19 protein-coding genes and 1 riboswitch are annotated in these 22,588 nt (G+C 41.3%); of the genes, 3 read left to right on the plus strand and 16 right to left on the minus strand.

Annotation, left to right across the window (positions count from 1 at the left end):
• Positions 1-60: 60 nt before the first annotated feature.
• The 13 genes from MHI58_RS16050 to MHI58_RS16110 all read right to left on the minus strand — a co-directional run bounded on the left by MHI58_RS16050 (position 61) and on the right by MHI58_RS16110 (position 16,123).
• Entirely contained in the window at positions 61-1,347 is a 1,287-nt protein-coding gene (locus MHI58_RS16050; RefSeq protein ID WP_045034577.1) for a heme ABC transporter ATP-binding protein, read from the minus strand.
• Entirely contained in the window at positions 1,344-2,402 is a 1,059-nt protein-coding gene (locus MHI58_RS16055) for an iron ABC transporter permease (protein WP_045034578.1), read from the minus strand. The genes MHI58_RS16050 and MHI58_RS16055 overlap by 4 nt, the downstream gene beginning before the upstream one ends.
• Positions 2,368-3,318 carry an ABC transporter substrate-binding protein gene (locus tag MHI58_RS16060; RefSeq protein ID WP_045034579.1) on the minus strand — a complete coding sequence of 317 codons (951 nt, stop codon included), beginning with the start codon at positions 3,316-3,318 and terminating at the stop codon, positions 2,368-2,370. Before MHI58_RS16060 ends, MHI58_RS16055 begins: the two co-directional genes overlap by 35 nt.
• Positions 3,319-3,489: 171 nt before the next feature.
• On the minus strand, positions 3,490-4,881 hold the full coding sequence (locus MHI58_RS16065) for a glycoside hydrolase family 28 protein (RefSeq protein ID WP_045034580.1): 1,392 nt from the start codon (positions 4,879-4,881) through the stop codon (positions 3,490-3,492).
• 20 nt (positions 4,882-4,901) lie between these two features.
• Positions 4,902-6,395: a UxaA family hydrolase gene (locus MHI58_RS16070; protein ID WP_045034581.1), complete on the minus strand. Its 1,494-nt coding sequence runs from the start codon at positions 6,393-6,395 to the stop codon at positions 4,902-4,904.
• Complete coding sequence (locus tag MHI58_RS16075) at positions 6,392-7,843, minus strand: tagaturonate reductase (RefSeq protein WP_045034582.1); 1,452 nt, start codon at positions 7,841-7,843, stop codon at positions 6,392-6,394. The genes MHI58_RS16070 and MHI58_RS16075 overlap by 4 nt, the downstream gene beginning before the upstream one ends.
• A gap of 58 nt (positions 7,844-7,901) precedes the next feature.
• Entirely contained in the window at positions 7,902-8,912 is a 1,011-nt protein-coding gene (locus MHI58_RS16080) for a LacI family DNA-binding transcriptional regulator (protein ID WP_017359253.1), read from the minus strand.
• A gap of 67 nt (positions 8,913-8,979) precedes the next feature.
• Entirely contained in the window at positions 8,980-10,416 is a 1,437-nt protein-coding gene (uxaC, locus tag MHI58_RS16085; RefSeq protein WP_045034583.1) for a glucuronate isomerase, read from the minus strand.
• A gap of 136 nt (positions 10,417-10,552) precedes the next feature.
• Positions 10,553-12,307, minus strand: a complete 1,755-nt coding sequence (locus MHI58_RS16090; protein WP_045034584.1) for a HAMP domain-containing sensor histidine kinase — start codon at positions 12,305-12,307, stop codon at positions 10,553-10,555.
• A 3-nt stretch (positions 12,308-12,310) separates the two neighbouring features.
• Positions 12,311-13,033 (minus strand): response regulator transcription factor, encoded by a 723-nt coding sequence (locus tag MHI58_RS16095; RefSeq protein WP_024719803.1) that lies wholly within the window; start codon positions 13,031-13,033, stop codon positions 12,311-12,313.
• A gap of 177 nt (positions 13,034-13,210) precedes the next feature.
• Entirely contained in the window at positions 13,211-14,026 is an 816-nt protein-coding gene (locus tag MHI58_RS16100; RefSeq protein ID WP_017368048.1) for an ABC transporter ATP-binding protein, read from the minus strand.
• A gap of 21 nt (positions 14,027-14,047) precedes the next feature.
• Positions 14,048-15,070: an iron ABC transporter permease gene (locus tag MHI58_RS16105; RefSeq protein ID WP_007500263.1), complete on the minus strand. Its 1,023-nt coding sequence runs from the start codon at positions 15,068-15,070 to the stop codon at positions 14,048-14,050.
• Positions 15,071-16,123, minus strand: a complete 1,053-nt coding sequence (locus MHI58_RS16110; RefSeq protein ID WP_008347113.1) for an iron ABC transporter permease — start codon at positions 16,121-16,123, stop codon at positions 15,071-15,073.
• Between the two features lie 259 nt (positions 16,124-16,382).
• Here MHI58_RS16110 and MHI58_RS16115 point away from each other — a divergent pair, with 259 nt between their 5' ends.
• Entirely contained in the window at positions 16,383-17,321 is a 939-nt protein-coding gene (locus MHI58_RS16115; protein WP_368004339.1) for an ABC transporter substrate-binding protein, read from the plus strand.
• 37 nt (positions 17,322-17,358) lie between these two features.
• On the opposite strand, the gene MHI58_RS16120 is transcribed toward MHI58_RS16115, so the two are convergent.
• From MHI58_RS16120 to MHI58_RS16130, 3 genes are all read right to left on the minus strand, one after another.
• Positions 17,359-18,768 (minus strand): amino acid permease, encoded by a 1,410-nt coding sequence (locus MHI58_RS16120; RefSeq protein WP_045034586.1) that lies wholly within the window; start codon positions 18,766-18,768, stop codon positions 17,359-17,361.
• 192 nt (positions 18,769-18,960) lie between these two features.
• Positions 18,961-19,139: riboswitch (Lysine riboswitch) on the minus strand.
• Between the two features lie 122 nt (positions 19,140-19,261).
• Positions 19,262-19,405 carry a small acid-soluble spore protein SspJ gene (gene sspJ, locus MHI58_RS16125; RefSeq protein ID WP_008347117.1) on the minus strand — a complete coding sequence of 48 codons (144 nt, stop codon included), beginning with the start codon at positions 19,403-19,405 and terminating at the stop codon, positions 19,262-19,264.
• An 82-nt stretch (positions 19,406-19,487) separates the two neighbouring features.
• Positions 19,488-19,916, minus strand: a complete 429-nt coding sequence (locus MHI58_RS16130; protein ID WP_007500254.1) for a MarR family winged helix-turn-helix transcriptional regulator — start codon at positions 19,914-19,916, stop codon at positions 19,488-19,490.
• A 170-nt stretch (positions 19,917-20,086) separates the two neighbouring features.
• Between MHI58_RS16130 and MHI58_RS16135 the strand changes: the two genes are divergently transcribed.
• Positions 20,087-20,578, plus strand: coding sequence for a metal-dependent hydrolase (locus MHI58_RS16135; protein ID WP_008347118.1), 492 nt, complete (start codon positions 20,087-20,089; stop codon positions 20,576-20,578).
• Positions 20,579-20,701: 123 nt separating this feature from the next.
• Positions 20,702-22,552, plus strand: a complete 1,851-nt coding sequence (locus MHI58_RS16140) for an LTA synthase family protein (RefSeq protein ID WP_159159979.1) — start codon at positions 20,702-20,704, stop codon at positions 22,550-22,552.
• The last annotated feature ends 36 nt before the right edge of the window (positions 22,553-22,588 follow it).

Below are 22,588 nucleotides of genomic sequence, written 5' to 3' on the forward strand. Positions count from 1 at the left end.
AAAGTCACTGATTTAAATATAAAATCATGAATCCCTAAGCAAAAAAGTGAACCAACCGGTTCACTTTTTCATGGCATTCAATGTATGAAGAAGATGCTTCACTTTCAGTCTGACTCTTTCATGTAAATGAGCAGTATGCTCCTTTTCTTCTGCATTGGCAGCAGCGATACAAAGATGATGTACCTGGATACTTGTCTCTTGTTTAATGAAGTGCATCAGCTCGCCCATTAGCTGGACAGACGCACCATCTGATATCGTTCCTTTCAGCACAAGCCAAACGGACAGCTCTCCTTCTTGATGCATCCCATAAAGAAGGACATCTTCATCATCATCTTCAGCGGCGTATTGCTTCGGCCCATCAGATTGACCAAGAAATAAATTCCCTTCCTCATCATCCAGCATGTCATGGAGTGCTTCAGTTCCAGTGCCAAGGGATCGTGTCCAAAAGAAACCCCCGCTTTTCTCATGTGATGAAAGGATGCGCAATGGCTGATGAGTAGAAAATGTCATTCCGTTTGCGCCATATGTTTTCCACCCATCCGCTAAGTTCAGCCTTGAATGTTCAGAGATGGACGCAGGTTCAATTACCAGCTGAGGGTTTGCCCGCAGTGGATGTTGGAGAGGTGTTACATCCGTTTCATACACCCGGTTCACCCGTTCGGTGGTCAACACATGATGCGGTTCTCCCAGCATGTCCGTCTTTCCTTCATTCAGCAAAAGCAGACGGTCACAATACAAACTGGCAATGTTCACATCATGAAACACACCGATCACCGTTAAGTTAGAGGAAACCGTCTCTTGTTTAATCAAATCGAGTAACTCTTTTTGATAAGCTAAATCAAGAAAACTGGTTGGTTCATCCAGCAATAAATAGTCAGGGCACTGAGCCAGCGCTTGAGCTAAGTAAACCCGCTGCTGTTCTCCACCGCTTAGCTCATGGATGGATTGATCCTTAAATTGAGCAATATCTGTTTGGTCCATCACCTTGCTGACAATCTCGATATCTTCTTTTGTAACAGATTGTAGCCACCCTTTCTGATAAGGATGACGCCCAAACTGGACCGTTTCTTCCACTGTAAATGAAAAAGCTTGATCGGTCTTCTGGGGGAGAACCGCCAATTTTTGCGCAAGTGCCTTTGGCCGGTAGGATTGAACTGGATGGCCACTTAGTGTTACTTGGCCGCTCTCAGGTGCTAAAATACCTGCGATCATTTTAAGTAGCGTCGTCTTACCGCTCCCATTTGGACCAAGGATGCCGAGGAATTCCCCTCGCTCCACTTCAAAACTCACGCCATGAATGACCTCTTTTTCACCATATCCTCCTCTAACTTCCTTCACTTGAATCATAGATGCGTCCCTCCTCTATATCTGCGGATGAGGATGATGCCAAAGACAGGAGCACCAATTAACGCCGTAATGATGCCAATAGGCAATTCAGTCGGTTCAATGATCGTACGGGAGAGCACATCTGCTAAAACGAGAAAAGAAGCACCATTCAGCATCGACAAAGGCAGCAAATGACGATGATCCGTAATGGATAAAAGACGGATAAAATGTGGAATCACCAATCCTACAAATCCGATCGTTCCTGACACAGCCACCGCACTTCCAGTCAGAATCGAACCAGCAAGCAGCACCACATATTTGCTCCGTTTCACATGAACCCCTAACAGTTTTGCCTTTTCTTCGCCATATGTCATCACATTTAAATCTCTTCCCATCAAGATCAATGCAAATGTACCAATGAGGAAAAAAGGAAGAAAAAGAGCAATATATCGCCAGCCTCTCATAGACACACTGCCTAGAAGCCAATGAATAATCTCTTTTAAATCATCACCTGTTAACGCAATCATTAATGAAATGAGGGCTCCTAAAAAAGAGCTAAAGATGACCCCCGTCAAAATTAAAGAAGAAATGCTCATTCCTCGGTGAACCATACGGGCAAAAAAGAGGACGAGACATAGTGTGACAAGCGCTGTTGTCATACTCAAAAAAGGCAGTGTAAAACTGCCAAGCAAAGGAAACTGCAAACTGAAAAACAATGTGGCTACAGCCCCCACAGATGCCCCTTGAGATACCCCAAGTGTATAAGGGTCAGCGAGAGGATTTTTTAATAAACCTTGAAAGGCTGCACCAGATAACGCCAGAGCTGCTCCGACTAACGCCGCTAATATCACTCTCGGCAGCCGGATATTCATCATAATATTGCGGTCAATTGCATCAATGGTTCCGGCCTGAATTCCAAATACTTCATGAACAAAGATCCGAAGTATAGAAGGAATGGGAATCCCTAAACTGCCAAATGAGATTCCCATTCCAATGCTCACCACAAGAAGTAAAACACTTGCTGTGTATGCGATGATGATTTTATTTGAACGTGTCAGGATAGATGCTTTTCGCAAGAGCCTCCACTCCTTCAACCAATCGCGGTCCCGGTCTTGATGCCAGATCCGTATTCAATTGAAAGACTTGTTTTTCTTTGACTGCTTTGATCGCCTTCCAGCCGTCTCTTTTTTTCAGATCAGCTAAACTTGCGCCATCAATCGTAACGATAGCATCAGGATTTCGTTTAATAATTGATTCTTCCGTCATTTGCACCCAGCCTGTTTGGTCGCCAGCAGCATTTTTTGCATGAATGACAGACAACATTTCGTCCATAAACGTTTGTTTACCTGTTGTATAAATTTCAGGCGCACCCGATACTTCGACAAAAACTGTTTTTTGTTTGTCTTTGGAGATGGATTCTGCTTGTTTTTTGATGTCATTCAGTTTTGATTTCATCTCATCTACAAGCTTCGTTGATGCCTCTTTTACGCCAGCTGCTTCACCAATCATATTAATAGACTTATACACATCTTTGAAAGAGGCTGCATCATTAACAGTCAGCACTTGAATACCTGCATCTTCAAGCTGTTTAAATCCGTCTTTTGAACTCATTTGTGATGCATGTGCTAAGACAAGATCAGGTTTTAAGGAAATAACCTTCTCTACATTGAAATCAAGACCGCCAATCTTCTCGACCTTTTCTACTTCCTTTGGATAGTTGTCAAAGTCTGATCTACCAACGATTTTATCTCCAAGACCAAGGGCATAGGCAACCTCTGTATTACTTGGAATTAACGAAACAATTCGTTTAGGCTGTTCTTTGATTTCAACTGTTTTACCAGCTGCATCTTTGATGGATACAGGAAATGCCGCAGCCGCTGTCTCTTTAGGCTTTGAACTGTTTGTTTTTTGGTCCGTTTCCGCACCTGCACACCCTGCTAAAACACCGATCACAAGTAATAATGATAGCCAAATACCAGTTAACTTCTTCATCAATAAACCCCCTGCTTTATGTACTGCTTGACGTCATCTCTTTCGTCAATTCTTTTCTAATTTCGGGAATATTATACTACAGTGCAGATAGGTTGTATATGTGATTCCGAATACGTCTTGTCTGTCCTTATAAAAGAAAAACAGCCTTTGACGTGGCTGTTTTCACTTCCGCTATTGGTTGATATGTTCACCATTAATGACAACTTTCTGAAATGAAGGAGATACTGCATGTTCCAATGAAAGAGGGTACGTGACATCGTCAATGACACAGCCTTTCATTTTAAAGTGTGTGACCGGGGAATGTGAGTATGCGGCGATCTTGACACCATATCGTCCTCCGCTGCTTTTTAACCCTTCTACTTCAATATGACGGACTACAGGCCTATGCGGACCGGCATCCCCTTCCTCATACATCATGTCGATACAGACCACCTCATGCTTTAAGCTTTTCACTAGATTGTTTTTAAAATAGATGTGTTCAATGGTACCGCCCCTGACAGAGTTGGTCTTAATGCGCAATGCCCTGTCGAGGTTCGGACTGTCCATGACATTATCCTCTGCATATACATACTTGACGCCTCCAGAGATTTCACTCCCGATCGTTACTCCGCCATGACCATCACGCATCGTATTTCTTCGAATGACGATGTTTTCAGATGGAACACCGATTCTCCGGCCGTCCTCATTTCTGCCCGATTTAATGGCAATACAATCATCGCCATTATCAAAATAACAATCTTCAATGAGCACATGTCGGCACGACTCTGGATTCACACCATCTGTATTTGGGCCATGACCGATGATATTCACCCCACGGACGATGACGTTTTCACTTAACACCGGATGGACTTGCCACATCGGTGAATCCTTTACTGTTACTCCTTCAATGAGAATGTTTTGGCAATTGTATGGCTGGATAAAGCTTGACCTTAAATAATGTCCTTCGCCAAACACTCTTTCTTCCACTGGTATTCTTTTTTCAGCCATTTCAAAAAGAAGCTGACGATCCCGATCTTGAGAGGGTTGACCATTTGTTCCATACTTCCAAGGCCACCAGTGGTGTTCATCCCCCCTCCCGTCCAGCGTGCCTGCTCCTGTAATCGCGATGTTTTCTGCATGATGGGCATAAATAAGTGGTGAATAATTATAAAGCTCAATTCCTTCATATCTTGTTAGAACAAGCGGGAGATAATCACGTGTATCTTGGCTGAAGGTCACATAGGCGTTTTCATGAAGATGAAGCTCTACATTGCTTTTCAATTCTAGAGCGCCTGTCAAAAATGTCCCTTCAGGAATCAGCACACGCCCTCCTTTCAAACGATGTGCATCATCGATGGCAGACTGAATAGCATTTGTCGAAAGCTCTATCCCTTTGTTATCTGCACCATAATGAATGACATTGAATTCACGATCTGGGAACTTTGGCGCTTTTATCTGCTTTAACACATGATCTATGCCATTTGTTTCCTTGTCTTTTTTCCCTTGCTTTGCTAAACGTGCGAGTCCAATTCCTGTTAGTACTGTTCCTGCTGTCACATACATCAAATTCCGTTTTTTAGACATTTCCTTATCCCCCAGACGTCTTAAAGTGTCACACCTGTTTTAAAAATGGCCAGCTCTCTAAAATTGTTTTTTTCATGATTTAACAGCTTTCCACTCGCCACATCAATCACCGTGGCAATGAATTTCTCTAGCACCACATCTTCTGGTACATCTTCAAGCAATTCCCCCGCATTAAAGTCGATCCAATGTTTTTTTGTTTCATATAAAGCGGTATTGGTCGATACCTTCATCGTTGGAACAAATGTGCCAAACGGTGTGCCTCTGCCTGTTGTAAAGAGGACGAGCTGACAGCCAGACGCTGCGAGAGCAGATGAAGCAACCAAATCATTCCCAGGCGCACTTAATAAATTCAATCCTTTTCGTTTTAGCAGCTCCCCGTATGTTAAAACATCCTTTATAACGGAAGTACCCGCTTTTTGTGTGCAGCCGAGAGATTTATCTTCTAATGTCGAAATTCCTCCTGCTTTATTTCCCGGGGAAGGATTTTCATATACTGGCTGTCGATGATCCATAAAGTATTGTTTAAAATCATTGATCATCTGCACAATATTGTCGAATGTCGCTTTTGATTCCGCTCTCTCCATTAAGATCGTTTCAGCCCCGAACATTTCCGGTACTTCTGTTAAGACGGTGGTTCCACCTTGAGCCACAATGAAATCGGACAGTCTACCTAAAAGTGGATTTGCGGTAATGCCTGAAAACCCATCTGATCCTCCGCATTTCAAGCCAATTTTCAGCTCAGATAACGGAATGTCTTCACGCTGATCTTCTTTCGCTGCGTCATAAATTTCTTTGAGCAAAGCGACACCTGTCTCAATCTCATCCCCTACTTCTTGGCTTCTTAAAAATTTCACCCTCGTCTGGTCATACTCCCCTAATGTAGCTTTAAAATCCTCAATATCATTGTTTTCACAGCCAAGCCCTAGAACAAGAACCCCTCCAGCATTTGGGTGCTTTACGGTATTTTGTAAGATGGTTTTTGTGTTTTCATGATCATCCCCAAGTTGTGAGCATCCATAATTGTGTTTTAATACTAACGCCGTTTCAAAAGGATGGATGCTTCCCCCCATTTCAGCGGTAAATATTTGAATGATTTGATCGGCAATGCCATTGACACACCCAACTGTTGGGACAATCCAAAGCTCATTTCGTATACCACTTGCGCCATTTTTTCGTTTATACCCTTTGAATGTCAGATTCGTTTTTTCATAGGGGTTATCTGTTAAAGAAGGGCGGTATTCGTAATCGAGCTTACCTGATAGATTCGTTTTGATATTGTGCGTATGCACCCATTCTCCAGTCGAAATTGCAGTGGATGCATGACCAATGGGGTAGCCATATTTGATGATATTCTCTTTTTCTTTGATCTCAGCCAATGCAAATTTATGACCTTTAGCAACGGTTTCTTTTAAAATGATTGTATGACCTTGGTGCTGAAGCTCTTCGCCTTGCTCAAGCACTTTTAAAGCGATGCCAACATTATCTGAAGGATGAATCACAACAAAGTCCCTCATGCCTTCTCCCCCTGACTTTCATATTGAAGTATTTGGTGAACAGCAGCTCTCATGCCATTTTCATGTATGCAGGTGAGCTGCTCGGCTACTGCATCCTTCAGCCCTACGATCCTCGTCAAATCCATCCCCCATAAAACTTCGTTTGAAAGAAGTTGATCGACCATTAATTCATAGGAATGGTCCACTTCCTCCCATGCTTCCTTCATGAATGTCATCACAGACTCATCATCCTTTATTTGATCTGCATGGACTTGATAAAAATAAATCAAACTGCTCAGTGAGAACATAAGCTTCGTAGGCAACTGTTTTTTTAGCTCTATATAATCTAGAAGAGACGGGAGAATACGTGCCCGAAATTTAGATACACCATTTAAGGCAATATCGAGTAATTGATGTTTGACAAAAGGGTTGCAGAATCGATCCCACACGGATTGTGTATAAAGAAGCAGCTCTTCTTCAGGAAGTGGCAAACTTGGCAGCACTTCCTCCTCAAGCATGCGGCGAATGAACACACCAACATGCTCATCATCCACCGCTTTTTTGACAGTGTCCAAGCCACACGAATATGCAATCGGCACCATCGCTGTATGTGCACCGTTTAAAATGCGAACCTTGCTCATTCGATAAGGAGCGATATCTTCCACAAAAAGTACGTTTAACCCTGCATCTTGAAAAGGAAGCTCTTTTTGAACAAACGGAGGTGCTTCAATGACAAACAGGTGGTAATATTCTGCCGTGACAAGCAATTCATCGATATACCCCTCTTCTTTTTGAACAGTCTCCGCTGCTTTCTGAGAAAAGCCTGGGACAATCCGATCAACTAACGTATTACAGAACGTGTTGGCTTCCTTGACCCAAGCCACAAAATCAGGCGGAAGATTCCACTCAGCTGCCATTGTGATCACATATTCTCTTAATCGATCACCGTTTTGTTCAATCAATTCACAAGGTAAAATGATCAAGCCCTTTTTCTCATCCCCAGAAAAAGCTTTGAAGCGGTGATACAAGAAGGCTGTCAGCTTTCCTGGAAAACTTACTTGCGGCCGATCTTCTAATCGGTCCTCTTTTCTTAACACAAGTCCTGCCTCTGTTGTATTAGAAAAGACAAAGCGCACATCAGGACTTTCCGCTACATGTAAAAAGGCTTCATAATCTGTATATGTGCTGATTCCCCTGCTGATGGATTGAATGACGATCCGTTCGTTCATTTCTTTTTGGTCATGAAATCCTTGAATACATAAAGTGTACAAACCATCTTGTTCATTTAGAGCGGTCACTGATCCTTTTCGAGGAGGAACAACCACTGCTCTTCCTTTAAAATCTGTACAGTCGTTTAGCTTCTGGATCTGCCAATTCATAAATCCCCGCATAAAGTTCCCTTCGCCAATTTGTAGAATGGTTTCAGGGTATTCAGCCACTGGGTACACACCTTTGGATAATCGTCTCAAACGCTTTTCCTCCCCGCATTTTTTGCACACGTGAACATTTTTATTTAAAAGATGCTGATTACTGCACCTTTTTTACTGAATCTCTAATCATCAGCTCTGTGTGGACATACACTTTTTCCAGATGATCGTCTTCTTGCTTTTCACCGTTGATGACTGAAAGGATGGCTTCTGCTCCAAGCGCACACATTTTTTCAATTGGCTTTTTGACTGTTGTGAGGGCAGGCGTTGTATAAGATGAAAATGAAATATCATCAAAACCGATAATAGAGAGATCATCAGGACACCTTTTACCTTTTGCAAACAATGCATTCATCGCACCAATCGCCATGTCATCGTTTGAGCAAAAAAGGGCAGTTGGCGGATCATCAAGAGTGAGTAAGGCTTCCATTGATTCATAGCCGCTCTTCATATGATAGTCGCCTGTGATCATGTATTCTTTCTTCATGGGTACATGATGGTCAATGAGCGCTTGCAAAAAACCAGCTTTTCTTTCCTGTGTGGATTTAAACCCTTCTTTCCCTTCAATAATGGCAATTTGTTTATGCCCTTGCTGAATGAAATAGTGTGCAGCTTGGTATGCACCTTCACCATCATCTGCTAATATATTCATCACTTGATTACTTTCTACACGGCGATTCAGTACAATAATGGGAATGCCCTGCTTTTTCACATGATGGATAAACGCTTCATCATGCTCGCTTTGACTCATGAGCAAAATACCATCATACCGCTGTTTATGAATGGTTGTGTAATCGTGAAAATCGTCAATTCCTCTTACAACCAAATGATAGTTTTCTGTTATCACACTGTTGACGCCTTTTAATGCATCAACAAAGAAACTTGAGGATGTGCCTTCTGTTAAACTCGTAAAAAACAGACCAATTGTAAATGATTTTTGCGAGACAAGGCCTCTGGCATGGACATTCGGTGAGTAATTCAGCTGTTTTGCAATCGACAAGATGTTTTGTTTTGTTTTCTCTTTAATAAAAGGACTATTATTCAAAGCCCTTGATACTGTGGTATGAGAAACGTTTGCCAATTTTGCTATATCTTTGATTGTGACTGTCATGCTATTCCGCCTTTTATGATTTTTTATCATCTTATCATAAAAACGCTTTCATATTCCTGCTTTTTGTTCATATCATCTTGCTTTTATGCGGAAGCTCATTTGCCCGTTCAAATTGAAAATACTGCTTTGCATTTTCATAGCTGATTCCTTTTACCATTTCCCCTAGCAAATTGAGATCATTAGGCGCTTCACCTTTTTCCACCCAATCTCCAATGATGTCACATAACAGTCTACGGAAATATTCATGTCTTGTGTAAGACAGGAAGCTTCGTGAATCTGTCAGCATCCCAATAAATCGGCTGATCAGTCCGATACTGGAAAGTGCCATCATCTGCTCTGTCATTCCCTGCTTTGTATCATTAAACCACCAAGCTGTTCCATGCTGCATTTTCCCAGGAGTCTTTCCATCTTGAAAACTTCCAGCTATCGTTGAAATCACCACATTGTCCCTTGGATTCAAGGAATAGAGGATGGTTTTTGGTAATGCATGTGCTTGTTCTAACCGATCTAATACGCGGCAAAGAGGTTTTGCAATGTCTTCATCATTCATTGCATCATATCCGGTATCTGGTCCAAGTCGCTTAAACATTTTCGAGTTGTTGTTTCTGAGCGCATTGATATGAAGCTGCATCGCCCATCCCCGCTGTGCATATGCCTGACCTAGTTCAATGAATGTGTGCGTTTTAAATTGAACCTTCTCCTTTTCCGTCAATGGATGTCCAGACATTCTTTTATGAAAAATGATCGTAGCTTCTTCTTCCGTCGTGTCTTCGTACGTCATTTCATTGATGGCATGATCTGAAATCAAACAGCCCTGTTCATGAAAGAAATCGATTCGCATATGAAGTGCTTTTATGAAGTCTTGATAGGATTCGATCTTGATAGATGAAACCTCCGCCAGCTGATGAACATACTCGATAAACAAGTCATTTGTGATATCTAATGCCTTATCTGGCCGAAACCCTGGCAGTACTTGCACAGAAAAGCCTTCTTCCCGCAGTTGTTGGTGATAAATCAGCGAATCAACCGGATCGTCTGTCGTCACAACCGTTTCAACATTTGATTTCACAATGAAATCTCTCGCACCAAATCCGTCTCCTTGCAACTTTTCATTTACTTTTTTCCAGATGATGTCTGCGCTTTCTTCATTCAACAGTTCTTCGACATCAAAATATCGTCTTAGCTCTAGATGGGTCCAGTGATAGAGAGGATTTCCAATCGTCATCGGAACGGTTTTCGCCCATGCTAAAAATTTCTCATAATCTGAGGCATCTCCTGTGATATGTGTTTCAGGTATCCCATTTGCTCTCATGGCGCGCCATTTGTAATGATCTCCGTAAAGCCATGCTTCGGTTATATTTTGGAACGTTTTATTTTCATAGATTTCTTTTGGACTTAAATGACAATGGTAATCAATAATCGGAAGGTTCTTTGCAAACTCATGGTATAGCTTTTCCGCCGTTTGACTGTTTAATAAAAACTGCTCATCTAAAAAGGCTTTCATCAAACTCCCCCATCTCTTATAATGATGAAAATCAATTTGTTCACGTTAACAATTTCATTGTAATCGTTTACAAAATCGATTTCAATCCTAAAACAAGAAAAAACGATCTCCTTTAGAAAAGAAAATCGTTTTTTGGCTATTTTACAGATGGTGTTTTCTTTAGGATAATCGCAATAGTTGTTCCTTGACCTAATTCACTTTCTACTTGAATATCGCCATCGTGCAGCAAGACAAGCTCTTTTGCAATCGCCAGTCCTAATCCTGTTCCATTTGTTGGATCATTCGTATTTGTCCCTCTATAGTAACGATTAAATAAATGATCCACCGTTTCTTGCGCCATTCCGCGTCCGTTATCTTTCATTTCGATCCGAACTTCATCATTTGTTTCAGATAGAACAGCTTGAATAAGAGTACCTTTCTGGTTATGCTTCACTGCGTTTGCCAGCAGGTTCTCAATGACTCGTCTAAACCAGGCTTTATCGATCTCAAATATGACACCCTCTGTTTGATCTTCAAAGGATGACATATAATCTTCAGAAAGCGTGCTTCTTGAAAACTCGTCCATAATGGAGGCTAAAAATTCACCAAGCTCAACAGGTTTTCGATTAATAGGCAATGCACCATTTTTCAATCGATACGTGAGGTTTAAATCCTCAATCAAGGTCGACATGTATTCTGATTTCTCACGAATGACTTGTCCCATTTCCATGACTTCTTCCTTGGACCATTGGTATTGATCTGATTCTAGCATTAATCCATAGCCGTAAATCGTGCTAAGAGGCGTTTTTAGATCATGAGACAGCCCTGCGATCCATTCTTCCCTTGTGGTTTGAATTTTTCTTCGGTTTGCTTCATTCTCTTTTAACGTATTGGTGAGCTGATCCATTGTTTTGAGGATATCCTCAAACAGCCGGTACTCCCGCTTAATACGGCCCTTTTTATTTTTACTTACTGGAATACCTTTTCTATTTGTTGGCTCCTGCAATTTATTTCTTGATAAGAAAATCAGCCAGCGGATAATGTGATAGATCGGTAGCCCATAGCGATACGAGTACCATAATGTCATAACGATAATAATCGTAAGCGCAAGACCTGCAATCAAAAGCGTTGTATATTGGTTTAAAGCCTCTGTCTCTTTATCATAAAGCTCGTCTGGGCTGTATACTTTGTTTGGCACCGAAACAATCATATACAGATCTTTATTCACTCTGATATAAGACAGGTCACTTCTAAACTCCCAAGGCTTTGATTGATACTTGAGCAGTTCAACATCCGTTACGTTATTTTTCAAATTATTTTTGGCTCGGATACCTTTTAAGTATTTTCCTTCTTCATTAAACAGATGCACCGATCCATTCATTCTTTTCAAAAATTCTTTTGTTTCAACTGAATATTGAGACAATGCAGCCAGATTTTTTTCATGCTGCTTGAGATAATTGGCTACCTTTGTGCTGTTCGTTTTAAATCCATATAAGACGATAAAGCTTTCTTGATCAATCTCAATTGGCCAGAAGTACATCTTGTAATCTTTAAATTGTCTTTTTTCAAAGATCTTGATCATTTCATCCTTTTGATAGGATGTTGGAATGTTTTTAGGAAGTTGATAGCTATAGACGTTGCGTTTTTTGGAATCAATCACTTGCAGCCAGCCATCACGTTTTTCCACTGCTTGTTTGAGCTGATCATCGGCTTCCATTTTTCCATCCTCGTTAAAATAAAGCCAGCTCATGAGTGTATCTCCATCTGCCTTCGTTAAACCAGTTTCAGTCATATTCTCATAGCGCTTTTGAAAATAAAGATTTTCAGAGAATGTTTGCCCGATCGTTAGAATGACGATGACAATAAACATTTGTCCCACAAAGTGAAAGAAAAGTTTTGTTCGTAAATTCATAAACTATTGAAGAACCTTCACAGGTTGGGGAATGAACTTATAGCCCATACCACGGATCGTCACAATATATTCAGGCTGACTTGGATCTAACTCTATCTTTTCTCTCAGCTTTCGGATATGAACCATGACGGTGTTGTTGTCACCATATGACGGAACACCCCATACTTTCTCATAGATTTGATCTTTTGAAAGTACCACATTCGGATGGTCACAAAAATACTTCAGCAAGGACAAAAGCTGAGCTGAGCAAGCCGTCACCTTTCCCCTTACTTTTAACTCGGCTGCATGAGGATGGTACGAGAAATGAGCATATTCATATTGACTGTGCGCTTCTTCCTGCTCCTCCTGTAAGGAGATATAAGTTCGGTTTAAGTGCGCCTTAATTCTAGCTACTAGCTCTAACGGATTAAATGGCTTTGTGATGTAATCGTCTGCACCTTGTGCAAATCCAGTCAATTTGTCTACATCAGACGTTCTTGCTGTTAAATAGAAAATCGGTGCCTTCGTCATTTTCCTGATTTCAGGCAGAACATCAAAGCCTGACTTACCGGGCATCATCACATCTAGAAGTAAGAGGTGGATGTCCTCGTTTTTGACAATATCTAATGCTTCATCTGCATGATAGGCTTTATAAATATGTTGAAACCCTTCTTTTTTTAATACGCGTTCAACCATTTTTACAATTGCTTCTTCGTCATCTGCAATCAATATTTTTGCTGTTTCCACGCATCTCTTTCCTTTCTAGCTATGATCTCTAACCGTATATTACCATTGTCCAAAGTAAAAAAGTACCTCTTTTCTGCATAAAAGCGAAAAAAGATCAACTGGAGAAAATGGCATAACAAGGTAATATCAAAAAATGCAAAAAAACCCGGTCATACATACCGAGTTTTTGTCCATCTATTATCCGTTCACAGCTTCAAGCTTTCTTTCATGATTCATTAAGTCATATGTTAAACAGATCGGCTTATTCGTTCTCGGATCAAGCACAATTTCTGCATCGATGTGGAACACCTGACTGAGCACCTCTTTTGTCATGACCTCATGAGGCGTACCATCTTTAATGACTTTCCCTTGATTGAGGGCAATCATGTAATGTGAAAAGCGTGCAGCATGATTCAGGTCATGAATCACCATCAACACCGTTCTGCCCTGCTCTCTGTTTAAGCGTTCTAATAGCTGAAGGATTTCCAGCTGATGAGCAAGATCTAAATACGTCGTTGGTTCGTCTAATAAAAGCAGCTCTGTTTCCTGAGCGAGTGCCATCGCAATCCATACACGCTGACGCTGTCCACCGGAGAGTGCTTCAATTGGCCGGTCATGAAATGCAATCATTCCCGTCTCCTCAAGTGCCCATCTGATGATTCGTTTGTCCTCATTTGATAAACGGCCAAATCCATTTTGATGCGGGAAACGTCCATATGACACAAGCTCATAAACGGTCAGACCACTTGGTGCTTCAGGCGTCTGCGGTAAGATGGCCATTTGTTTTGAAATTTCTTTTGTTGGTGTTTGATGGATAGCCTGGCCATTTAAATAAACAGCACCTTGATGGGATTTCATAATACGAGACATTGTTTTTAAAATCGTTGACTTCCCGCACCCATTCGGCCCAATTAATGTCGTTACCTTGCCTTTTGGGATGCTGATATTTAAATCGTCTACAATCAAACGGTCATGATAGCCAATACAAAGCTTTTCTGTTTCAAGTGATTTCATCTGTTGTACTCTCCTTCCTCATTAGTTCGTTTTCATCAATAAGTAAATGAAGTAAGGTGCGCCTAAGGCAGAAACGACAAGTCCAACGGGCACCTCTGATGGAGCAAGTATGACACGCCCAAGTGTATCTGCAAGTAATAACAGCAGTGCACCAATCATAGCGGACGCCGGTATCATTCCTTGATGTTTCGGTCCAACTAGCTTTCTTGCGAGGTGTGGTGCCGCTAACCCTAGGAACGATATACTCCCTGCAACAGCGACACTTGCACCGGCTAATGCAACTGCAATCAGCATGAGAAAACTTCTTTCTTTATGAACTGAAATCCCTAATCCATAAGATATCTGATCACCCAAATTCATGATATTTAAGTAGCGTGCCCTCACCATCGCTAATACAAGAAAAATCAGCATCCACGGCACGACTGATAAGACATATGTCCAGCTTGAGCCCCAAATACTTCCTGACAGCCACACAATGGCTTGGTTAAAATCATTTGGGCTCATCTTTAATTGAATGACCACAATTGCTGCAGAAAATGCAGCATTGATCCCAATACCAGTTAAAATCAATCGAACAGGCGTAATGCCCTTTTTCCACGCTAGCACATATATGAGAAATGCAGCAAAGGCTGCCCCTGCGAAAGCGAAAAGCGGCAGTACAAATATCGTAAAATCACCTAAGTTCGACATCGAGCCCTGAAAGGCAAAGATAAACAAAACAACCGCAAAACCTGCACCCGCATTTACACCTAATATGCCGGGATCAGCTAAACCATTTTGAGAAACACCTTGCCAAATGGCTCCTGATACAGCGATAGAAGCGCCAACAAGTAAAGCGATGACCATCCTTGGAAGTCTGAACTCGAATAATACAAGCTCATCCATTTCACTTCCGAGTCCAAAAAATGTTTTGAATGTATCCATCGGAGAAATCCTTATCTCTCCGGTATTTAAACTAATCAGGAACACAGCCACGATGGCTAAAAAGATCATGACCATCGTTCGTTTGTATTTCTTTTTCTTTGCCTGCTGCACCATTTCCATTTAAATTCCGCTCCTTTCACGTCTCGCTAAATATAAGAAGAAAGGAACGCCTATAATGGCTGTAATGGCACCAACTGGCGTTTCAAACGGCGCATTGACAAGCCTTGCCGCAATGTCTGCATAAATAAGCAAAATAGCCCCTAAAATAGCTGAGCAAGGGATAATCCAGCGATAGTCAACGCCGACCAAGAAACGCGTAACATGAGGAATCACAAGCCCGATAAAGCCAATAGAACCTGCAACTGACACGGCTGCACCTGTTAAAAGGATCACGACCAATATGCCAAGTACCTTTACTGTTCGTGTATATTGTCCAAGCCCTTTTGCTAATTCATCACCTAAGCTTAAAACCGTGATGGAGCGGGCAAGAATCATTGCGATGATCAGTCCTACAGCCGCAACTGGAATAATGATCTTAATATTGCTCCAATTCACACCAGCCACGCCGCCTGCGTACCAAAAACTCATATCTTGGGCGACGTCAAATCGAATGGCAATCGCTGAGGAGATAGAGCTTAAAAGTGCGCCAACAGCCGTACCGGCTAATGCCAGCTTCACAGGAGTAAGTCCCCCTTTTGATAGGGTTCCAACCCCAAATACAATAGAGGCGCCAAGTGCTGCACCCAAAAATGACCAAAGAATTAATGTAAAAGAAGATTGGCCTGGGAAAAAAGCAAACGCAATGGCAATCGCAAATGCAGAGCCATTTGTCACACCCATGATTTCAGGAGACGCAAGCGCATTTCTTGTCATGCCTTGCATGATGGCGCCCGATACTGCTAAAAAGGCACCGACAAGTGCGGCACCAACTGTACGCGGCAGCCTTAGTTCCCTAATGATTTGATGTGAGGTTTGTTGTGAGTCAAAATGAAAGACGGCTTCCCATACCGTGTGTAAATGAATGTTTGCCGCTCCTAACGATACTGATAAAAAAAGACCGAATGCTAAAGCAATGATTCCTATGATGACAACAGCTGCTGTACCAAAAGGCTTTGTCACAATATCTATGGCATCATCTTTAGCTGACAGCTGTTTATTCGATTGTGAGCCCAAAACCAGTCTCTTCCTTTCCGTTCATATCTATTCGTTATTAGTGATAATGATTATCAATCTCGGAGTCTAGTATATCACTTTCTTCACGTTTTGAAATCCTTGTTCTGATAAATTTCTTTATTTTCATCAAAAAACCGGGAGAATTTCACCATTTTCATTTTGGTCATAAAATAGCCGATGCATTTTTTCTTCTATCATGTTAAGATATAATCGCGAATGAGAATCATTATCACAAACAATTGAATAGGAGCGAACTTTTGTGAAAAAACGAACTGGACTTCTTTTGATTTCCTTCATGACCCTTATGATTTTTACTGCTGCTTGTGGCAGCACTTCCAATAAAGAATCGGGAGCCAAAAAAAGTGACACGATCACCTATCAAGATGTAAAGGGTGAAGTGAAACTGCCTCAAAACCCACAACGAATTGTGCTTCTGGCGGAAAGCTACTACGGGGATCTCGTCACACTCGGCAAAACCCCAATTGCTGCCACTGCGCCCATCTTTAAAAACCCTTTCTATAAAGGAAAAACAGACGGAGTGAAAAATATTGGAAAATCTCCCTCTGTTGAGAAAGTAGCCTCATTGAAGCCGGATATGATCATTGCTTGGGGAGAAGATGAGAAATTTGATCAATACAAAAAAATTGCACCTACAGTTGCCATTCAATACAATCAATATTCGTTTAAAGACCAGCTAAAAGAATTCGGTAAAATGACAGGCACATCAAAAAAAGCAACGGATTGGATCACAAAATGGGATGCCAAAATTGCTGAAGTGAAACCAAAAGTAACAAAAGCTGTAGGAAACAAAACCGTTTCGATCGTATCACCATTCGATAAGGGCATTTACATTTTCGGTAACACTTTTGCACGCGGTGGTGAAATCATTTATGACGAGCTGAAATTAAAAGCTCCGAAGGCTGTCCAAAAAGAAGCCATCGACAGTGGTGTCGGTTATGCAAACATTTCTCTTGAAAAGCTTCCAGAATTTTCAGGTGATTATATTTTCACAAGCCCATGGAGCGGTTCAAAAAGTAATGGCGATCAAGTGTATAAAAGCAGCATCTGGGCATCACTTCCTGCTGTACAAAACAAACGCGTATTTGAAACAGATACAGTCGGTTACTTCTTTAATGACCCTGTGTCACTAGAAGGTCAGCTCGAATTTATTGTGGATCGATTAACATCTGCCTCATAAAAAAATACGTTTCTCCAATGCTGGAGAAACGTATTTTTTAAACTGTACCTTTGGCAAATTTTTTGGACATGAATGGGTAGAGTAAAATGCCAACTAAGAACAATCCAATACCAAGACCAAATGTTTTGAAATCAGCTGTGCCTGAAATAATGACCCAAGCGGAATACCCCATGGCCACAAGCGCAATGATCCCGTCTCTTGTCCGGTTTCCTTTTTGGAGCTCATATGTGTCACCTTGCATGATGACCTTAAAGCTGTAGATCGATGACACGATATACGGAATGAGATACGCAAGTGTCGCTGATGTTGTTAAGAAAGTAAAGGCTTCATTAATCGTACGTGACATGACTGAGAAAATAAACAGCTGTGACATGATATTTGTGACAGTCAAAGCAAAAACAGGACTGCCTTTTTTGTTTGTTTTTGCAAACACTGCTGGGAAATCGCCAGCTTTTGCTGCTTGATAAGGGACTTCAGAACCAAGCAAAATCCAGCCAAGCATCGAACCAAATAAACAAATGATCGCAAGAAGTGCCATGACAATGCCGCCAGCCGGTCCGATAATGAGCTGAAGCACGTCTACGAATGGTTTATCAGAACCTTGCAATTGATCATGCGGCAGAACGCCCATTGTAATCAAGGTAATAATCATATAAATAGACAGTGCAATTAAAAGTCCTGTAATCGTCGCACGTTTGACATCACGTTGCGAAGAGGCTCTTCCTGATAAAATGACAGCAGATTCGATGCCGATAAATGCCCATAGTGTGGAGATGGCCGCATGATGAATTTGGCCTCCAAGTCCGAGCACTCCTTCATCACTTGCTGCTTCAACAGGGAAGTAATAATGTTCAAATAATGCGGTTTGGAATGCAAATAAGCCTGCGACAATAAAAAGGACGAATCCAAGCACCTTTGAAAAGGTCGTAATAAAGTTCAACTTACTTGCTGCGCTTAAGCTTGTAATTAAAATCGTATGAGTCCCCCATAGAAGGATTGTACATACGATAAACGTAGTGAGCTGACCAAGTGTGATCGCTTCTTTTCCAAAAGTAAAGATCTCCGTTTTCACGGTTAAAATTGGGAAAAAGGTTGTTAAATAACCAGCTAGGCTTGTGATAATGGCGACATTACTAATCCAGCTTGCCACCCAATATCCCCAAACCATTGTAAAACCGGCTGCTTTTCCTTTTTTCGGATCTTTAAAAAGCGCTCTTGCATAGCTTTGTGGTCCAGCTGTCAGCTGCGGTTTATGAATGGACAAATGTCCAAACACAAAGGCAATCATCAGTACGCCGCCACCTGTGACAAGCCATGCCATCGTCACACCTAAAGGACTTGCATGCTGGGCAAGTGTACTAGGCAGCATAAAGATGCCTGAACCCACCATATTTCCGACGACAAAAGCCGTCAATAACCAAAAACCCCATTTTTTTGTCTGTTCCATTTTCGTACCTCCGTTATATTCACTTTGGACCAGACCCGGCAGTATCTTCATTGATATATTTGTGAAGCAATGACTTGCATTCTTTATGTTCATGTTGGGTCACTTTCTTACCAGCATACCCTTTTCTTAGGCAATCAGAACATAAAAAAAAGCCTGAACAAAAGTCCATGCTTTTCAAAACATACACCTTGATCTCCGGATAGCCCTCCACGCTTCAAAGACGTGGCAGTCCTGCATTTGTTCAATGCAGACCCAGCATAAAGAAAGTTGGAGCTCTCTCTACACTTCGGCGCTGATGCCTTTTTTCTCATGATCAACGATTCCATCTCTCCCATGAGTGACTCATCATCCGCGCAACCTCTACCTCACTGAGACATAGCGTGAGGATTTCTATTCATTTTTACTACACGAAGGTTATCAAACATTCTCATATCTGTCAAAGGGAAAAACATAGAAAAAAGGCAGAGAAATGATTCTCCGCCTTTTTGTCAGCTTATTGATGGTTGTTTTTCTTCTTTTGGACAGCTTCCTGAAGCGGATCGCCTGCTAGTTCTTTACTTGCTTCTTCTAACAGCTGATCAACCTGCTGATGGTCTTTCTCGCTTTTCGCCTTTTTATCCTTTTGGAAAAATGACATCGCTATTTCCCCCCTTTTCATAAAATGCCTTTGCCTGTTTAATTTGTGCTACAGCGCTCAGCATTATACAAAGAGGAGCGGTTCATTCATCGTGAAAGGTCTGTCTCATTTTTTGCAAATACGTTAGAAAGGTCTTTAAGTCTTCCTCTGTGAAGTCTGACATCATATGCTGAATCACCTTTCCAAAAAGACGTGTATGCTTTTCGTAAATAGCCAGCCCTTTTTCCGTGGCTTCTAGCCGGACAAGGGAATGATCGTCCTTGTCCCGTTCTCTCTGAATGTAGCCTTGCTCACATAATTTATTGAGAGCTATGGAAGCGGCACCTGGGTTGAGAGAGAGTCTTTGTTTGAGCTCTTCAGCATGTGATACTTTTCCTTGTATCAATATAGAAAGAGCATATATCTGTGGAGGCGTGATGTCTTTTTCTAACTCAAGTAACTTGCGGTTTAATTTACGGCTGACTTCATAATGTACAAGAACAATTTCTTTTAAAATGTCTGCATTACTCATCCGAATCGCATCCTTATCGTTAGTGTCAACATGACTTCCTTCTTATTATAGAATGTTTTTCCAAACAGCCAACTATTTTATCCCATTTTCTTTAGAAATAAGCCTTGCTGAATGGATTCACCCTTGATATAGTGAGTACTTGAACAAAAAACAGAACAGGAGTACGCATCATGACAGGAAAAACACATATTATGGGCGGAATTGCCGCCTCCACAGCCGTCGCCTATTATTACGGATTCGAACCAGTGACGATGGCTGCTGCTGGATCAGTAGGTGCCCTCATCCCAGATCTATGTCATACGAAAAGCAAAATCGGCAGGAAATTCCCGCTCCTTTCCACACTGATCAGTAGTGTATTCGGTCACCGCACCTTTACACATAGTTTATTATTTCTGCTGATCATTTATTTTATTGCGACAACATACATTCCAAATGACAGCCTCAGTACCGGGTTACTAGTTGGGATGGCAAGCCACCTCATCCTTGATGCAGGCACAGTGAACGGTATTAAATTTTTGTTCCCTGCAACCATGAAAGTACGTCTCCCCTTTTATGTCAAAACAGGCAGCACAGGAGAACAAGTCGTACTAGCTGCTCTGACCATTGTCACCTGCTATTACATGGCTGTCATTTGCGGGATATCCATCCCATTGCCGTTTTAGAAAAAGAAAAAAGAGTTTTGCAAAAAAGCAGGATATGAATTGATCATTCCTCATTTTTTTAGTAGTTTTAAGATAAGTGTTTTTGCCTTGCAGCTGAATACAGAATGGTGAGGAGTTACATAAATGAAAGCGTTTTTCAAAAATCACTGGTTTTTAGTGTACTCCATCCTCTTTATGTGGATGAAAACATACATCATTTATCAATTCGGATTTCATATACGAACGGCCAATCTGTTTCACGAATGGCTGCTTTTGATCAATCCACTTAGCTTTTTGCTCCCTTTGTTTGGGATTGCTCTTTTCTTAAATGAAACGAAACAAAAGGTCTTTTTATTGACCACAAATTTTATTTTGACAGCCATTTTGATATCGAATACGATCTTTTACGGTTTTTATATTGATTTCATTACCATTCCTGTCTTATTTCAAGCAAAGAACATGGGAGATATGGGCAGCAGTATGACTGAATTGTTTCATCCGCTATTTATACTCATGCTGATTGATTTTGTGGTGCTGGCATGGCTCTTAAAACGGAAACCGCTATCACCAAAAGCGTCTTTTAAGACGATCAAAACATACTATATGGTTTGCTGCAGCTTGCTATTGTTCCATGTCAGCTCAGCCATGATGGACCACCCTCGATTTTTGACAAGCTCATATGATCGAGAAGTCATTGTACGAAACCTTGGGCTGTTTCAATTCCATTTGTATGACGGTGCCGCTCAAACAGCACGAATTGGACAAAAAGCCTTTGCTGACGAAGATACACTTTCAACAGTGGCAAACTACACAAAAGCTGATTACAGTGCACCGAATGAAGACTACTTTGGACTTGCTAAAGGCAAAAATGTCGTGTTCATTTCACTTGAATCAACGCAGCAATTTGTCATGAATCAAAAGGTGAATGGACAATACATCACACCATTTTTAAATGAACTTGCCAAAAAAAGCTTCAATTTTGATGAATTTTATCAGCAGACAGAGCAAGGCAAAACGTCGGACTCAGAGTTTATCGTCGCAAACTCCCTCTATCCATCTAGCAGTGGCGCTGTCTTTTTCACAGCGAGTGACAACGAATATGACACACTGTACAAGCAATTGAAAAAAGAGAATTATCAATCCGTCCAATTTCATGCGAATAATAAAACGTTCTGGAATCGTGATGTGATGTATGAATCTCTTGGGATTGACCGCTTTTATGATGTCGATTCATTTGATGTCAATGAACAGAATTCGACTGGCTGGGGCTTAAAGGATATCGACTTTTTTGACCAATCCATCGATTATTTAAAAAAGCTGAAGACGCCTTATTACAGCACGTTTATTACCTTAACCAATCACTTCCCATTTGAAATTGATCCAAAGGATCAGTTCATTGATGAATACGATTCGACTAGCACCATTTTAAACCGCTATGTGACCACCGTCCGCTATCAAGATGAAGCCATCAAAAGGTTCTTTGAACGAATGAAAGAAGAAGGACTATATGAAAATACAATGTTTGTCCTGATGGGAGACCACTATGGCATTTCAGAAGCACATCATGAGGCAATGGCAGAGCTGCTAAAGCAGGATGAAATCACACCGTTTGATGCGGTTAAACTGCAGCGGGTCCCTTTTTTGATTTACATTCCTGGGGTGACAGACGAGGCCCCTCAAACCATTTCTGAAACAGCCGGTCAAATGGATGTCAAACCGACACTTCTTCATTTACTCGGCATTGAATCAAAAGATTCTATTCAATTTGGGAATGATCTTTTCTCCAATGAACGGACACCGTTCGCTGTGCTGAGAAATGGAAACTTTATTACGGATGATTATCTTTATACAAAGAACACGTGCTATGATCAAAAAACAAAACAACCTGTTGAAGAAGATGAAGTATGCCAGCCTTATATAGAAAAAGCCAATAAAGAGCTGTCTCTATCAGATAAAGTGATCAACGGGAACTTACTACGTTTTTATCAGCATTAAAAGCTGCCCTCTGGCGGCTTTTTCTTTTCTCTTTTC

Origin of the sequence: Bacillus sp. FSL K6-2869 (assembly GCF_040869405.1) — a bacterium.
Taxonomy (GTDB): domain Bacteria; phylum Bacillota; class Bacilli; order Bacillales; family Bacillaceae; genus Bacillus; species Bacillus altitudinis.

Excerpts from the sequence above, each read along its gene's own strand:
- MHI58_RS16050 (WP_045034577.1), bottom strand. The coding sequence starts at position 1,347 with ATGATTCAAGTGAAGGAAGTTAGAGGAGGATATGGTGAAAAAGAGGTC.
- MHI58_RS16060 (WP_045034579.1), bottom strand. The coding sequence starts at position 3,318 with ATGAAGAAGTTAACTGGTATTTGGCTATCATTATTACTTGTGATCGGT.
- MHI58_RS16065 (WP_045034580.1), bottom strand. The coding sequence starts at position 4,881 with ATGTCTAAAAAACGGAATTTGATGTATGTGACAGCAGGAACAGTACTA.
- MHI58_RS16070 (WP_045034581.1), bottom strand. The coding sequence starts at position 6,395 with ATGAGGGACTTTGTTGTGATTCATCCTTCAGATAATGTTGGCATCGCT.
- MHI58_RS16080 (WP_017359253.1), bottom strand. The coding sequence starts at position 8,912 with ATGACAGTCACAATCAAAGATATAGCAAAATTGGCAAACGTTTCTCAT.
- uxaC (WP_045034583.1), bottom strand. The coding sequence starts at position 10,416 with ATGAAAGCCTTTTTAGATGAGCAGTTTTTATTAAACAGTCAAACGGCG.
- MHI58_RS16090 (WP_045034584.1), bottom strand. The coding sequence starts at position 12,307 with ATGAATTTACGAACAAAACTTTTCTTTCACTTTGTGGGACAAATGTTT.
- MHI58_RS16100 (WP_017368048.1), bottom strand. The coding sequence starts at position 14,026 with ATGAAATCACTTGAAACAGAAAAGCTTTGTATTGGCTATCATGACCGT.
- MHI58_RS16105 (WP_007500263.1), bottom strand. The coding sequence starts at position 15,070 with ATGGAAATGGTGCAGCAGGCAAAGAAAAAGAAATACAAACGAACGATG.
- MHI58_RS16120 (WP_045034586.1), bottom strand. The coding sequence starts at position 18,768 with ATGGAACAGACAAAAAAATGGGGTTTTTGGTTATTGACGGCTTTTGTC.
- sspJ (WP_008347117.1), bottom strand. The coding sequence starts at position 19,405 with ATGTCATTTTTCCAAAAGGATAAAAAGGCGAAAAGCGAGAAAGACCAT.
- MHI58_RS16130 (WP_007500254.1), bottom strand. The coding sequence starts at position 19,916 with ATGAGTAATGCAGACATTTTAAAAGAAATTGTTCTTGTACATTATGAA.
- MHI58_RS16135 (WP_008347118.1), top strand. The coding sequence starts at position 20,087 with ATGACAGGAAAAACACATATTATGGGCGGAATTGCCGCCTCCACAGCC.
- MHI58_RS16140 (WP_159159979.1), top strand. The coding sequence starts at position 20,702 with ATGAAAGCGTTTTTCAAAAATCACTGGTTTTTAGTGTACTCCATCCTC.